Origin of the sequence: Bartonella sp. MR30HLJHH (assembly GCF_042194195.1) — a bacterium.
Classification (GTDB): Bacteria; Pseudomonadota; Alphaproteobacteria; order Rhizobiales; family Rhizobiaceae; genus Bartonella; species Bartonella grahamii.
Genome location: NZ_JBHIMO010000010.1, coordinates 19,044 through 34,899 on the forward strand (window position 1 = coordinate 19,044; position 15,856 = coordinate 34,899).

At 36.9% G+C, this 15,856-nt stretch carries 9 protein-coding genes and 1 pseudogene; 5 read left to right on the forward strand and 5 right to left on the reverse strand.

The window, feature by feature from the left end:
* The first annotated feature begins 213 nt into the window (after positions 1 to 213).
* The 4 genes and pseudogenes from ACFIKR_RS06560 (at position 214) to ACFIKR_RS06575 (ending at position 8,688) form a co-directional block, all read left to right on the forward strand.
* The gene (locus ACFIKR_RS06560; protein ID WP_375659298.1) at positions 214 to 3,333 is read left to right on the forward strand and encodes an autotransporter outer membrane beta-barrel domain-containing protein; all 3,120 of its coding nucleotides are present in this window, start codon (positions 214 to 216) and stop codon (positions 3,331 to 3,333) included.
* 747 nt (positions 3,334 to 4,080) lie between these two features.
* Positions 4,081 to 4,287 (forward strand): hypothetical protein, encoded by a 207-nt coding sequence (locus ACFIKR_RS06565; RefSeq protein WP_375659299.1) that lies wholly within the window; start codon positions 4,081 to 4,083, stop codon positions 4,285 to 4,287.
* Between the two features lie 479 nt (positions 4,288 to 4,766).
* Positions 4,767 to 5,178 (forward strand): annotated as a pseudogene (locus ACFIKR_RS09660) (autotransporter outer membrane beta-barrel domain-containing protein); the annotation flags it as partial.
* Positions 5,179 to 5,346: 168 nt separating this feature from the next.
* Positions 5,347 to 8,688, forward strand: a complete 3,342-nt coding sequence (locus tag ACFIKR_RS06575; RefSeq protein WP_375659301.1) for an autotransporter outer membrane beta-barrel domain-containing protein — start codon at positions 5,347 to 5,349, stop codon at positions 8,686 to 8,688.
* A 219-nt stretch (positions 8,689 to 8,907) separates the two neighbouring features.
* Here the strand turns inward: ACFIKR_RS06575 and ACFIKR_RS06580 are convergent, their stop codons facing one another.
* The 4 genes from ACFIKR_RS06580 to ACFIKR_RS06595 form a co-directional block, all read right to left on the reverse strand.
* Complete coding sequence (locus ACFIKR_RS06580) at positions 8,908 to 9,879, reverse strand: WD40 repeat domain-containing protein (RefSeq protein ID WP_375659302.1); 972 nt, start codon at positions 9,877 to 9,879, stop codon at positions 8,908 to 8,910.
* A gap of 10 nt (positions 9,880 to 9,889) precedes the next feature.
* On the reverse strand, positions 9,890 to 10,918 hold the full coding sequence (locus tag ACFIKR_RS06585; protein ID WP_375659303.1) for a CobW family GTP-binding protein: 1,029 nt from the start codon (positions 10,916 to 10,918) through the stop codon (positions 9,890 to 9,892).
* A 13-nt stretch (positions 10,919 to 10,931) separates the two neighbouring features.
* A complete protein-coding gene (locus ACFIKR_RS06590; protein ID WP_375659304.1) occupies positions 10,932 to 11,675 on the reverse strand; it encodes a creatininase family protein in 744 nt (247 codons plus the stop codon).
* Positions 11,676 to 12,164: 489 nt separating this feature from the next.
* Complete coding sequence (locus ACFIKR_RS06595) at positions 12,165 to 12,308, reverse strand: hypothetical protein (protein WP_375659305.1); 144 nt, start codon at positions 12,306 to 12,308, stop codon at positions 12,165 to 12,167.
* Positions 12,309 to 13,453: 1,145 nt separating this feature from the next.
* On the opposite strand from ACFIKR_RS06595, the gene ACFIKR_RS06600 reads away from it, so the two are divergent.
* Complete coding sequence (locus ACFIKR_RS06600; protein ID WP_375659306.1) at positions 13,454 to 13,822, forward strand: hypothetical protein; 369 nt, start codon at positions 13,454 to 13,456, stop codon at positions 13,820 to 13,822.
* A 698-nt stretch (positions 13,823 to 14,520) separates the two neighbouring features.
* Here ACFIKR_RS06600 and ACFIKR_RS06605 read toward each other — a convergent pair.
* Complete coding sequence (locus ACFIKR_RS06605; RefSeq protein ID WP_375647641.1) at positions 14,521 to 15,855, reverse strand: NAD(P)H-dependent oxidoreductase; 1,335 nt, start codon at positions 15,853 to 15,855, stop codon at positions 14,521 to 14,523.
* Position 15,856: the final 1 nt, after the last annotated feature.

Below are 15,856 nucleotides of genomic sequence, written 5' to 3' on the forward strand. Positions count from 1 at the left end.
GGTGGATTTTTTATTTTTATCTATATTTTTACGCGTTTTTATAAATAATACAATTTTAAATTGTGATATTTTGGGATTCTGGCTTTACATAAAACATTTAGTGGATATATAAAATACAAAACGTATTTTAAATTATCGCGCGTAACCAAAGTTATTAAACAGAACGCGTGTTTTTTTGTTTTTAGAGAAGGGGAAGAAAGTTTGTAGAAAATTATGCTTCAAAATCATCTCTCTTTATGTCGTTTTACAACGGTTATTTTTTTCTTTGTATACAATGCTGATGCAGGTGAGATTCCTGCTGAGAAGAAGCTATATTCATGTAACGAAAGTGCCTCATTTTATCGCTGTAATGATGGTCAACCGCATGAAATTTCCCAGAAAACTTATCGACTTACGGGTGAAAGTTCTGATGCTGCCATAGAGGCATCAGGGGAAGATACAGTCATTGAGGGAGAGGCTATAATCATTAACGGTGTTTCGAATGCAAATGTCCATTCAGGAGCAAATGCTTGGACAACAGCTGTAAAGTCCTCAAATGGGGGAGGCGTTGCTCTATTTTATTCCATGTTAAACGATGTGTCGATAGGGGCCGATGTTAATGATGAGGGCGCTTTTGAGATGCAGGATGGGGTGATTAAAGCAACCAGAATGGGGATCAGTGTTGCTGGTAAAGGGTCGTTTGTTGCTTTGACCAAGACAGAGATTAAGACATCTTCTGATGCGATAGGTCTTTTGAGTTATAATGGTGCAAAAATTTATATAAAAGGAGGGAAAATTAACTTTGCTGATGGTATTGGTGTTCAAACAGGAGGAGAAGGAGAAATTAATTTAGATGGTGTTTCTATTACTGGGAGGGGGAAACAGGGGACAAATACAGATAATCATCGTGAAGCTTCTGCTTTTAGTATGCTTCAGGGGAAAGGCTCTCTTAATTTCCAGAAGGGAAACGTTAATGTTAGCAATGCTCATGGCATTGTATTGCAGGGGAATGATAATAATGATGCTCATATCAAATATTCCAATATTTTTGTGAGAGGCAATGCATTTAATGGCATGCGCTTTTTTTGGGAAGCTGTCTTCAATGATAAAAAAACAATTATACCTGGAAAAGGGTCTGTCCATTTGACAAAGACAACTGTTATGGCTCCAGAAAGTACGGCTATTTATAGCCGCCAATTTGAAACTTCTGTTAAACTCTCACAACATTCAAAAATTTCTGGTGATTCACTCCTGAAAGCTGTTGAGCATTCCAATGTAAAGATTGAGGCTGATGCTTCTACTCTTGTAGGAGTTGCACATGTTGATGAAAGTTCTACAGCTAAGATAGAGTTAAAAAATGGTTCAAAGTGGATTTTATCGCGACCAAAAATTGACAAATTGCACAACTCTGATGCTTCTGGTTCTAAGTTAGGGGGCTATTCCTTCATTTCATCGGTCAATCTTACGGATAGTTCTCTTGTTTTTGAAGAACTAAAATCCAAAACGACAGATGGTTATCAGACACTTCTTATCGGAAAAGGGTCAGGAACTGTCTATCGTACACAAGGCGATGCGCGTCTTTATCTTAATGCATATTTGGATAAAGGAGGAGCTCTGCAAGAGCAAAAAACGGATAGGCTTTTAATCAATGGTGATCTTGAAGGAAAAACGACAGTCCATGTGTATAGTGTTCCTGGAAGCCTAGGGGCATTGACGGGGGATGGTGGTAATGATCAGGGGATTTCCATTATTCAGGTTTATGGAAAAGCCGCTGAAGATTCTTTTGAGTTAAATGGGGGGTATGTCACACTTGAAGCCTCTCCCTATCAGTATCATCTTAAGAGTTATGGTCCAAGCTCTGCTCTAGGGGCGGCAGATTCCAATCAAAGAGTGCTTAAAAATACTGAAAAATTTTGGGACTTTCGCCTCGAAAGTCAATTTGTTGATTCTACTTCTCTCGATTCCACTAAAGTTTTTTCTGTTCTTGATTTGGTTGTCCCTCCTTCTTCTGATGATATTCCTTCTTTTCCTAAAATTCATCCTAATATGACTCGAGGTGAGGATGGTTCTATTGATTCTAATTCGAGGCAAAAACCTCAGGAGCCAAGTCTTTCTTCTTTTGTAGATTCTTCTGATAGGGACTTCCATCTTACTACCACACCTAATGTACCTGATGTTGTTGTGCTTGAGATCTCCAACCCTCCTTCCTCTCTTGCACCTGTTGTTCCCGCTATTGCTGAATCTAAACCAGTTTCCCCAGTTGCGTCTGATTCTTCTGTTCCGCCTCCTGTTTCTCGCCCCACTTCTGTTGTTGCCCCACCTGCGTCTGGTTCTTCTGTTCCGCCGCCTGTTTTTGAGCCTTCTTCTCATTTTGAACCAAATGTGAGAGTCATTGTTCCACAGGTTCTGACTTATATTCTTGTGCCAAATACCTTATTTTATGCTGGATTGATGGATATCAGTAATCAAAACAAGCAGTTGCAAGCGCTGCGAACTGTTTCTGGTCGGTTGTTGAAAAATGATGAAAATTCCGCTTTGTTTTTGCGCGGTTACGGTGGACATCATCATTATACTTCAAATTTATCTGCACTTAAATATGGTGATTATGGCGGTGAGCTTGATTATAATGCACTAGAGGCAAGTATTTTACTCAAGAAAATCGAAAGTGCATATAGTACGACATCCTTTGGAATTATGGGAAATTATGGCAAGCTTTCTTTGCAGCCTCGAAAGATTAAACAAAGTCAAGAAAGTATATTTGATAAATGGACAATCACAGCATATGGAAGCATGCAGCATGATACGGGGCTTTATATGGATGGTCTCTTCTCTTATGGTTTGTTTAATGGAAATGTTCTCACACTTGAGCGAGGTAAAACGGCTGCATTGAGAGGTAAGCCCCTAAGTGTTTCCTTAACTGCTGGTAAAACGTTTATGATAGGCAGCCGATATTTTGTTTTTGAACCACAGGTTCAGTTTGTTTATCAAAATCTCCAGTTTCATAAGACTCGTGATATTGATAATTTTAATATTGATATGCGAAGCCCGGATCATTGGGGGATGCGTGTTGGTGGGTATTTAACGAAGACACTTACGTTTACTAAAGATGCACATGTTCTTTCATTCTATGGTAAGCTTCATTTCATTCGTAGTTTTGATGATAAACAATTTGTGTATTTTAAAGATGTCTTCCAGCTTGGTTCCTTTGGGTCTTCTTTAGAAGCTGGATTTGGTATTTTTTCGCAACTATCTCCAAAAATTATTTTTCATAGCGATCTGATTTATCAGCATAAATTTACGAATACCGGCTTTTCTGGAACGCATTTTTCTGGTGGATTAAGCTATCATTTTTAATTGTATTATTTTTCTGATTTTTGATTTTCATATATAATATAAAGCAAATTATGTGGACAACACATAATAAGAATAATTAGTGTATGAACCAGGTCTGTCTTTTCAGTTTTTTATAAAGATAAAATAAAGAAAGTTTAGACTAAATTATGATTAAAGTATTAAAATGCCATGTGTGTGTGTTCTCTTACAACCTCTATTTTTTTCAGAAAACCAAGAAATGATTTTTTTAGACACTTCGTATTAGGAGATTGGATGATGATCATGGTTTAGATTATGCTTACGTTGCAGGGGGACACACGCTTATATGTTAATGCACATCTTGCTGCAAATGGTAAAAGCAAGGGAATAAAAGCTGATAAACTTCTTAATCTATGGTGATGTTTATGGAAAAACTAAGATGCATATTGTCGATGTTTTAGTGGCTTCAAAAAAATAAAGAACCATAGCAAAGGTAAGCAAAAAGACGATAAAAAGATAGTCTCAGTGTTTCAATTGTTCAGGTTTATGGAAAGGTTGCGGAGGATGCCTTTAAACTGGCAACAGATTATGTTGCTTTAAGAGGAGCGCCTTATCGATATAGTGTTTTCGTGCTAATGGTCCAAATTCTTCTCATAGACAGGTAAAAAGTGGGAATGAATCCGTTAAAGAGAAAAATATTAAGTATAATGGAAATTTTGGAATTATCGACTTGAGGTTGAATATGTTCAGAAACTTTCTCATCTGCGTCATATTCGGTTAGAAAATGATGTGTCTCGTTCTTTAAGCACTTATACTCATCATAATAATGTTTTAGCTGATCATGATGCTTTGTTTCAGGTTGGTTTGATGGATATAAACAATCACAAAAAACAGCTGGAAACATTGCGTATCGCTGCTGGGGCTTTAGGGGAAAATGGTAAAAAATCCCGCACTTTTTGCGCGAGGTTACGGTGGAAGTTATCATTATGTTTCTGACCACCTGAGCTTCAATATGGCTATGGCGGAAATTTGAATTATAACGCTATAGAGGCAAGTGTCTTGTTCAATGCGTTGAGGATATACATCACACTTTGAGCTTTGGAATAATGGGGAATGATGGAAAAAAAATCTCTACAACCTCAAGATCTTGAAGAAAGCAAAAAAGTACATTTGATAAATGGTCTATTACAGCATATGGCAGCATGCAGCATGATACAGGCTTTTGTATAGATGTCCTTTTTTCCTATGGTTTATTTAAGGGGGATGTTCTCATGCAAGCAAGAGGCAAGACAACAACATTGAAGAGGAACACCTTTGAGTGCGGGTAAGTCATTTATGACAGGACATAAAGGGGATAGTTCGTTTCTGCCTTTCTCTATTTTTTATAAGCTTTTTTTTCATGACCGAAGGTCATGTCGTTAATTTAAATGTCTTCAGATTCTTCTGAACACTCATATTTGTTACAATTATAGTTAGGGGTTATTTTTGATCTGCAGGTTTAGGTTATTTATCAAAAGGTGCGGTTTGATAAGGTGTCTGATATTGATGGTTTTGATATTGAAATGGAAAACTTGATTTGTGGGTGATGTGTGTTGGTAGGTCTTTAAGAAAGATGCTTTCTGTCTCTGAAGAGGGGATTGTTGTTTCTTTCAATGGCAAGCTTCATCTTGCCAATAGTTTTGGAGGAAAACAACGTGTACAATTTGGAGATGAATTCCAATGAGGGGCTTTTGGTTTTTCTCTAGAAATTGGAGTTGAGTCGAATACTCAGTTGTCCTCACATTTTGCATTGCATGGAGATGTAACTTATCAACATCGTCTTAGCAAATTAGCAAAGCTGGTTTTTCAGAGACCATTTTTTCAGGCGGATTACACTATCATTTCTAGCTATACATAAACTATATAGTAACGTATATATAAGTATATATTGTTATATTAAGTATTAAAAGTAGGTGTTTAGTTTTATATTTATTATATTTTAATAATTTTGTTAGTTTAAATATAGATATTATTCTTAAATGAATAAAAATAGGGGAATAGGAGTCGGGAAGAGTTATGGTTTATGTATTTAAAAGACATGTATTTTTGTGTAACTTTACAACAGCTATTCTTTATTTTTTGCAGGTTACTTATGTTAGTGCTGCAGGATCTTCAAGTGATGCAGGAGAGGCATTTTATAAATGCGATGATAGAAAAACACACTTTCTCGCAAATAAAGTTTATTACTTAAAAAATTCTCAGGAGGTTGCGCCTATTGCAGCTATATATGTAGAAAAAGCTGGCACTGTTGTTAATGCCTCGCAGATAACAGTTTATGGCGATAATTCAGATAAAATATCTGCCTATGGAGCGTATGTAAGAAATGGTGGAAAACTTAATCTAACAGCTGCCGATTTTAAGGATATACCTGCTCTTCGTGCTCAAAATGCAGTTATTAGCATGACAGTAGGGGAAATTAAGGGGGCTTCACATGCTATTTATGCATGGGGGAAAGAAACGGATATTTCTTTAGTGAGTGTGAATATCGATATTGAACCAGATAATTTGAAGGTAAAAGGGATCGGTATTATGAGTGGTTTTGATGCAATGGTTAGAATGTCAGAAGGTACCGTTAATTTTAATCAGATTGGCTCATTTTCAACTCGGTTTGGGGGGTGCTATATTCTTGATACTATGTGTATTACGGGGCAAGGAAGGAGGGAGGAAGCTAGAATAGATGGTAATGGCGCTATGGGGGTATTGCCTGAAGCTTTTGAGGTTTTTCAAGGGGGGGATGTTCATTTGAAAAAAAATGTTATTCATCTTAACAATATGCATGGATTCTTGGTTAAAAATTTTTCAGGTTATGTAGACGATAATGGCAAATTAATTCAAAAGTATGTTTCGCCAGATGGCTTTAAGAATACAAGTATTAAGATAGAAAAAAATAATATTTCTGTGAAAGGGGATGGAGTACATGGTTTGTATTTTAATGTTTTAGCTCCAGAAGAGCTTGCTAAGATGATTAGGCAACGAGATGATGAAAAAGTTTTAGAAATCCAAAAAGTTCTCACGGGGAAGGCATTTGTTTATTTATCACAGACAAATATGACAGTTCTAGATGGTATTGCGATTTATGCGAAGGGGAATAGAGGCTATGGGGCTGAAGGTATTCTTGAATTATCTGATGAAACAAAGATTTCTGGTGATTTGTTGCTAAAAGCTAAAAATAACTCTTCTCTATTGGTGAAAGCAAGTGCTTCTTCTCTTACAGGAGGTACGCGTGTTGACGATAAATCAACTATTGATTTAGAGTTAACCCACTATTCAACATGGTATCTTACTAAAAGTAAATACAACGGTTTACGGGAATCTGTTTCATCACTTTCTTCTCTACGTCTTTCCAATAGTACACTGATCTTTAATGATGAAGATATATCGAATGGTTATCAAACGCTACGCATTGGAAAAAGGGCGGATATAGACGCAGGAGATAGAATTCTCGCATCAAAAGATAAAAAAGTCTACAGTGCTGAGGGAAATGCTCAGATTAAGTTGAGTGCATTTTTGAGTGATGAGGGTTTGTTTGATCCTCAAAAAACTGATCGTATATTGATTTCTGGTGATGTTTCTGGAACGACATTCATTCATGTGCGAAATTTTCCAAAAGCTGCAAATAAAGAAGTCTATGATGGAAGAGATCAAAGCATTTCACTTATTCAAGTTGCTGGAACAGCGCAGGCAGGTTCTTTTCAACTCGCCAATGGTTATGATAGTTATACTACAGTGAAAGGTTTTCCTTATCAATATCGTATTCGTGGTTATGGTCCGAATTCGCCCTTTGGAAAAGCGGATATTAAGCAAAGATTAGTGGAAGGTGAGGGGGATTTTTGGGATTTCCGTCTTGAAGGTATCTATATTTCTTCTAGAATAGGTACTTATAATGGTCCATTTATTAAACCGGCTTCGTTTTCATTATCTCGTCCTTTAGATTCTCCGCCCCCCGATCCACTTCCTACGTTGTTGATGTCTGACTCGCCTTCTTCTACATCTTCTGATCCTGTTGATCCTCCTCCTTCGCCCCCCGATCCACTTCCTACGTTGTTGATGTCTGACTCGCCTTCTTCTACATCTTCTGATCCTGTTGATCCTCCTCCTTCGCCCCCCAATCCACTTCCTACGTTGTTGACATCTGCCACACCTGCGTCTTCTACACTTTCTGATCCTGTTGATCCTCCCCCTTCGCCTCCCGATCCACTTCCTACGTCATTGACATCTGCCACACCTGCGTCTTCTACATCTTCTGACCCTGTTGATCCTCCCCCTTCGCCTTCCGATCCACTTCCTACGTCATTGACATCTGCCACACCTGCGTCTTCTACGTCTTCTGATTCTGTTGATCCTTCGTCTAATCTTCCTGTGTCGCTTAATGTTCAGTCTAATCTCCAAATTAGAGCTGTTGTTCCTCAATTGCCAACTTATCTTCTTTTGCCAAATACCTTATTTCATGCTGGTTTAGTGGATATGACCACGCAAAATAAGAAGGTAGAGACAATGCGGAATGCTTTTCATTCCTCTTGGAAGGATGATGAAAAGCCAGCCTTTTTTCTGCATGCTTATGGTGGTAGTCATCATTATGCTTCCAATTTATCTGCTTTTGAATATGGCTATAACGCTGAGCTGAATTATAGTGCATTGGAAGCAGGTGTTTTGTTAAACGAGACTGAGAGTTTATACAGTCGTACATTCTTTGGGGCTTTGGGGAACTATGGAAACCTCTCTCTAAACCCACAGGATGTTGAACAAAGCAAAAAAAGCGCATTTGATAAATGGTCTGTTGGAGCCTATGGAAGTTTACAGCATGATACGGGTTTTTATATCGATGGAGTATTATCGTATGGACTTTTTAAGGGAGATGTTTTGACACTAGCACGGGGCAAGGTTGTAGCGTTAAAGGGTAAACAGTTTAGCGGTTCTTTAACAAGTGGCAGAACGTTTGCAACAGGGTATAAAGGTGTTATTTTTGATCCGCAGATTCAGGTTGTTTATCAGCATCTTCAGTTTAATCCGGCACATGATGTTGATAATATTGATGTTGATTTAGGAAAATTTCATCAATGGGTGGGGCGTGTTGGTGGGCGTTTAAGCAAGACACTTAATGTTTCTGAAGAGGGACGTGTCGTTTCTTTTTATAGTAAGCTTTCTTATTTGCATAGTTTTGAAGATAAGCAATTTGTTTCTTTTAAAAACGATTTCCAATTAGGTTTTTTGGGTTCTTCTTTAGAAGCGGGTCTTGGTTTTAATGCCAAATTATCTTCGAAATTTGTACTTCATGGAGATATAAATTATCAGCATAGACTGACAAAAGCAGGGTTTTCTGGAATGAGCTTTTCTGGTAGATTACAATATCATTTTTAGTTGTCCATTAAATATAGAATAATTTATATATAAGTATATAAGAGTTATATTAATAATTAAGTTAACTATTTATCTTATATTTATTTTATTTTAAGAAGTTTGTAATATACATTATTTGATTGTTCTTCGTTAATAAATAGGGGTAAGGAAGATGGGTTTCATGCGCAATTACTTCTGGAGGATTGTGCGGTTATTTTAGCTGTGATGGTTGTTTTTTTCTTAAACAGAAATGTTGATAATACCACACTCACCATTTTCGCTACCAAAGGCAAGGTTGTGCCCTGTCTGATCCCAGTTGAGCGCTGAAATGGCGCTTTTTCCATAGCCTTTTAGAAGAACCTCTTTTCCATCGTGAAAATGTGCACACAAAATCATTCCATCATTGAAGCCTATTGCTACAATGTCTTCGCTTGGATGGCATGCAACGGTGCTGACAAGAGCATTTGCTCGTGTGCCCAGTTCTAATGGTGTTTTTCCCATGGGGCCATCTTTTGTATGAAAGGGCCAGACAATGGCTGCTGATGCACCGGATGTTGCTAACCATTTTCCTTTCGCGCTCCAAGACCAGCTTTTGACTTTGCTTGGGTAGCCACTCATGCGGAGATGCTGATTATCAGTGAGACGCCAGCCATGGAGGGCGTTTTCTTGCATGGTAGAAATGACATAGCGGTTGTCTGGTGAGAAGGTGACACCAAAATGTGCTCCTTTCCAGACCAATGTGGTGGGAGATGTTTGCGTTGATAACCAATGAAGGGTAACACCATTGTAATGGGCAACGGCAAGGCGCAACCCCTTTGGAGCAAAAGCAAGACCTTCTATACTGCGTTCATGTATAAGCTCTTGCAGTTCTTTGCCAACATTTGCCAGTGTGATACGTGAAGAGGAAAAGGCAAAAACTTTCCGTGGTCCAAATACAACATTGCTTATCCATTTGCCTTCCTGCTTGCCCAGTACTTTTGTATGACCATCTGCTGTTGTTTGACAGACCTTTCCGTCTTCTCCACCTGTGATGATCGCGGTATTGTCATGGGAAAAATGGCTTGAAATTATTCCTTTGTGAACTTCAAAGATTTGTGGGATTGGGTTTAAAAAAACAATGGAACCTTCGACCGAGAGAAAAGCTGGTTTATTATCAATAAAACCGCAGGAAAGACAATAATTTTGTAAATTGTAATTGGTAATGCTTGGCATTGTTACTCGCTTATGCACAATTTTTAAAACCCGTTCTCAGTTTTTCGGCATCAAGGGTGCGGCCAATAAAAACAAGTCGACTTTCACGTTTTTCATCTTCACGCCATGGACGTTGGTGCTGTCCTTCAAGGGTCATGTGTATGCCTTGAATGACATAACGATCATCGTCTCCTTGAAATGCGATAATACCCTTTAAACGCAAAATATCGGGACCTTGTTGTTGCGTGATCTGTTGAATCCATGGGAAAAACTTTTCTGGTTGAAGGGCACCTGTTTTTAAACTTACAGAGGTTATTGTAATATCATGAATGGTGGATTTGTGGTGATGTGCATGATCATGATTACAATCGGGACCACAGACATGGTCTGCGTGCTGATGGTCAAGAAAATGGGGATCATTATCTAAAGTGCGTTGGAGATCAAAGAAACCTCGATTGAGGAGTTTATCAAGAGGGATGTTAGCGCGCTCTGTTGCGTAAATTATGGCTCTGGGATTAATTGCAAGAATGAGCGATTGCGCGTGTGCACGTTCTTCTTCGCTGACAAGATCAATTTTATTTAAGAGAACAATATCAGAGAAAGCAATTTGCTCTTCAACTTCCCGGCTTTTTTTAAGTTGGTGTGAAAAATGCTTTGCATCAACGACTGCGATAACACTGTCGAGAGCGGTTTTTTCATGGACTGTATCATCCATAAAAAAAGTTTGTGCTACGGGGATTGGGTCAGCAAGCCCTGTTGTTTCTATAATGATCGCATCAAATCGATGAGAACGTTGCATCAAACTTTCCAGAATGCGAATAAGATCGCCGCGCACGGTGCAACAGACACAACCATTATTCATTTCATAAATTTCTTCATCTGATTCAATGATAAGATCATTATCAATACCAATTTCACCAAATTCATTGACAATGACGGCATAACGTTTGCCATGATTTTCACTGAGAATGCGATTGAGAAGAGTGGTTTTTCCTGATCCAAGATAGCCTGTGAGAACCGTAACAGGAAGTTTTGTGGGAGTGTTTTGCGTCTTTTCCATGGTTCATGCCTTTTTATTGAAACGTGTTTATTTTAAATCGATTGATATCATCAAGTAAACCACGAAGCCCACAAAGAACATGAGAGAAAATTGCTTCACCGGCTTGCGGTGTTGCTTTACTTGCATTGCCTGCTGCTCCTTGTTTGTTAAGGTCACGCATTGTCCAGCCAAAGGCATGAGGACCATAGGCGCGTAAATACTGATAGTTGGCAATTATATCCGCTTGTTTATTATGAAAATTTGTTGCCTTTTCCATATGAACTTTTTCCGGTGCTAAATAGAGCATGAGAGAGGTTTCGATAAAACCTCCATGGATATCAAGATGCTGTTGAAAAGGCTCCATGAGATCTTGTGGCAAACCAAAACGACTCCAACTTGTTGCTACTGCAAGCATTGAAAAACGCCTCCGTAATTCGGTGATAACAATGCTCATTAAAGGTGAATTGCCTCCATGGGCGTTGAGAAGAAGAAAACGCTTTATTCCTTTGCGATAGCAGTTCTCACCAATGCTTATCCATTGCTCAATAGCATCGGAAAAGGTGAGCGTTTGTGTGCCTGTAACATCCATATGTTCTATAGAATAGCCAATCTTTTCAACCGGTAAAAGTGCGATATGAAACTGCTCTTTTGTTTGTAAAGTGAGGGCTTTTGCAAAAGCTTCAGCAATAATCCAGTCGGTTTCGAAGGGAAGGTGCTCTCCGTGATATTCGTGTGCGCCCAAAGGTAAAAGAGCAAGGAAAGGCGTGTTAGATACCATAATTTATTGCCCAAAAGAGAAGTTAACACAGATAAAGTGATCAAAAGTGTTGTCACAATTTAATCTATCTATAAGAAAAACGCAAATAGGCGTCTTTTTACATCACATATGGATGCTGTAAAAATGAGAGCTTTGTTAAACAATAGTGAAGCTTTTATTGAGCAAAGCCAACTCAATTTTTTTGTAATATGAGGCGAGTTTTCTAAAGATAGCTATCTTTGGTAAGACTTTCTGATGCAGATTCTTCTTTTTACTATGGAGCGAGGATTACAAAAGTATTTCTATTATTGCAATAGTACAGACTTTTGTTGCAATCAGGAATTCTTAATTCTTAATTCAAGTATCTGTATATTACATTTATTGATTGATTTTACTTTGGATAGTGTCTTACTAGACTTTAGTGTTCATGAGAAAAAATGAATATAAAGGGAAGGATTCACGTAAGATAAACTTGTAGTCTCAGAGAGCTCGATGAGTTTATAAGATGATTCAAGAAGAAACACCGTTGGATACATGATAAACAGAACGCCATTGTGTTGCACATTGGTATGCTTGTTTTAAAGAAACCTTTCCTAAGGTATCCAAGCCTATTTTGCGACGCTGTTCGTGAAGGGTATAACGGTAAATCCTCATAATATAAAATCTATTGTACTTCACTATATTTACACTTTTAAAGTAAAAAGCGACACCACCATTCACTTTGCCAGTTTTCAATATTGTGTTAACAGCGCTTGATAGTTAAAATATCTCATAAGTGATATTTTCCTTTTTTCAAGTGTGTTTACACACACACATCGTTTTCTTTTGTGATTTGAAAGCGAAAAATTTTGATTGATTCAATATAAACAGAGTTAAAATTAAGAGAGTCTTATAATAATCAGCCCTCTCATTCAACATGCAAAACAATAAATTATTATTATAGATTAGTATCCTTCTATTAAAATGATCGATTGCTAAATTTATCATTCAATATCAGTTTTCATGATTCTCTTTTTATTTAATTTTAGGTAGTTTGTTGGTGCTCTAGTGTTGCTTATAATGTTTTTGTAAATCTGATAGATTTACTTATTTTATGCGTTTGTTTTGTTGGGTTTGAAAGCCAATATTTTGAGTTCTTTATGCTGTATGAGATAAAGGGGGCTGAATTGCCTTTTTAAAGATGCTATGCGCTATTTTTCTTTATATATCAGTAAAAATTGAGAATCATTTTTTAACATCTTTTCTATTTGAAAATAGAGATCTTGATTTCTTTTTACATTTTATAACTGTTTTATAGAAAAATAATACACTATTTTAAGGTTTATTTATTAGGATAGATTTGTCTTAGATCGAGGTTTTTATTCGCTACCAATTTTATTTTTATGTTTATTGAAATAATAGACAATTATATATTATTATATTGACAGTTTTTAATGTTATAGTGCTTTAAAATTTAATTACATTTTAAATTATTTATAGAATTTCTATTATGTATTTTTTTCAAATGAATTTATTTTTATAATATTTATTATAATAAGAAATTTGACAAATTTTTATTATATTGAATTAGATCAATAACAATGACACGATATTACTGTTATGATCTTATTTATCATAGTGTAAAAGTAATAAATGATTTTTATCATTTATTGTTTTTCTGTCTTTACATGCAGTACGTAATGTGTTATATAATATAATTACATATAATATTTTATATGTGTATTTATATTAAATATAAGTTATGGTTTTTATATATGTGAATATTCTTTCAGTGAAGAAAAAGAGGAGCAAAGAAAGCTATGTTTAAAATATTTAAAAATCGTGTATGTTCATTTACTTTTACACTATTTATTCTTTTTTTTGTACAAACTATAGAAGGAAATGCAAGTTTTGTAAAAAATCAATTTCAAGAGAGAGTGGCAGTTACTATTTCTACACTAGAAAAAAATGTAGCTATTAGAGCTGTGGATAGAGCTGTGGATAGAGCTGTTATTCAAGGCGTTGAGGAACAAGATGCTATTGCTTTGGGGAAAGCTGAAAAAACTGCTGCCTTTTCAGGTGCAGCCTTTTGGGGGGGAATAGGTATTATATCACTTCTTGCTTCTTTATGTGTTGGGGATGTATTAGGTGCTGTTGTATCTCTTTGGGGAATATTCACTACACTTTAGTAGAAAGCTCATCGGCTTTGTCGATGATTTTTTTGTTCATTTCATGATTTTGAAAAAATAAATATTTGAACTTATTTATACTGTATTGGATGGAATAATCACTATTATTAATACCAAATGTAGCTTTTATTAACATTATTAAACTTCAATGTCCTACATTTATGTTTTTTTACAAAATAGTGTAACCTCATTTTTTACAGTTTATGGTTATTTCCTAGTAATATGGCTAGTATACTTACTATCTTTATCAGCCTTTTAATATTGTTTACCTTCTCTCATATGAAGATTATTCATCAAAGGCATATTTTATCATTTCAAATTTGTTTATGTTAAATCCATCAAAAGCATGAACAAGTTGCGTTCGTGTATGGATAAGATTATTAAAAAAAGGGTAAAAATTCTTCTCATGAATCATCTCAAAGGCTCAAGAGCTGTCGTAATATTGACAAATAAAATGATGATGCCGGTTTGTATCTTTATAGAGTAAAGATAGTGATACACAATGAATCTTATGCCATCTCATGGGGTGGTTTATATTGTAGCATTTACGCGTCATATTGTGAGAGGGAAGTGGTGATATGCATCGTTGAAAATGCCTTTATTAAAAGATAAATACTTTTATTTGCGATACAAGTGTATTCTGGGTTGTTCTTTCGTGTCAGGGAAAGATGCTGTTAAGTAGGGTAATTAAGGAGTGTTTATAGCTTAGCGGAAGAAGGGACATGAAGTAAAAGGTCTTGTTTAGCACGAAGACGCGCAATCCATTGATCTTCACGAATAGCAGTATTATGTATTGTAATGAGTTCGTTTTTTTTAATTGCAGCTGTTACTGTTGCTTTTTCTAAAAGACCACAAGGAATGGCGTGGTGAGCGCGTGCTTCTGCGATGTTCATTATCCAAGCGCGATAAGTATAAAGACCGATAAAGTCTAGCTGATCACCTGGATGTAAATCTTTTTTAGCAACAGCACAGACTTCTACTACGGGATGGCTAAGAGGAACCATATCTTTTTTGCCATAAAGCATAGCGCGTGCGCAGGTGAGGGGAACTTCCATTGCTGTTAAATGATAGGGACGGTGAAAGGTGAAATAAGGCCCCTGACCAATTTTTAAATCTTCCATACGTTCGCGTAAACGTGGGTGCGCTATTTCTGCAATGACAAAGACACCTGGGGAAACACCTTGGCCTGTTGAATAATCTACAATACCATATCGCTGCAAAATGCCTCCATCTTGTTTTGGGATAAGCACTTTGTTTAGATCTTGCAGTGCCGCTTGTGGTCCATGCATTCCTGGGCAATCGGGGAGAAGCCCAGTGGCATTGGCAATTGCTGCCATTTCAACCATCGTTTTGGAACCATCAATAAATTCAACCAACATGCGCACATTCATATTACGCCGGAATGCTTCTTCTTCGTAAGCATCAGGTGTAGCATCAAAGCGCAGAGGATTATTTTTTCCTTTACCTGCTGCAACAATCTTATGTCCAAGGGCTGAAACAAATTCTATGAGTTCCATACAAGAAGTTGGTTCATCTCCGGCACCAAGTGTATAAATGAGCCCTCGTTTTTCTGCTTCATGTTTGAGATAAGCGCCAATTGTAACATCTGCTTCAACATTCATCATGACAAGATGTTTGTTATTCTCAAGCGCTTTGATACCAATTTCTGCTCCTGCTTCGGGATAGCCTGTTGCATCAACGATAATATCAATTTGTTCATGACGTAAAACAAGGTTAATATCATCTGTTGCTGCAATCAAATTTTTTTCAATGCTTTGCGTGAGAGCATAAGTATTTTCAACTTCACAGACATGTCCATCCTCGCCATAGGCTATTGTAGCGGCATCAAAAATACGTGACGGCGTCCTAGTGGCTACTGCAGCGACTGTTATACCATCCATATGCGCAATACTTGATAATAAATCTGTGCCCATTTCACCACAACCAATCAGTCCAATACGGATGGGGGGATGCTTTTCTGCACGTTGTTTCAAATCATGCGCTAAACCTGTTAGGTTCACATTGCTTGCCATT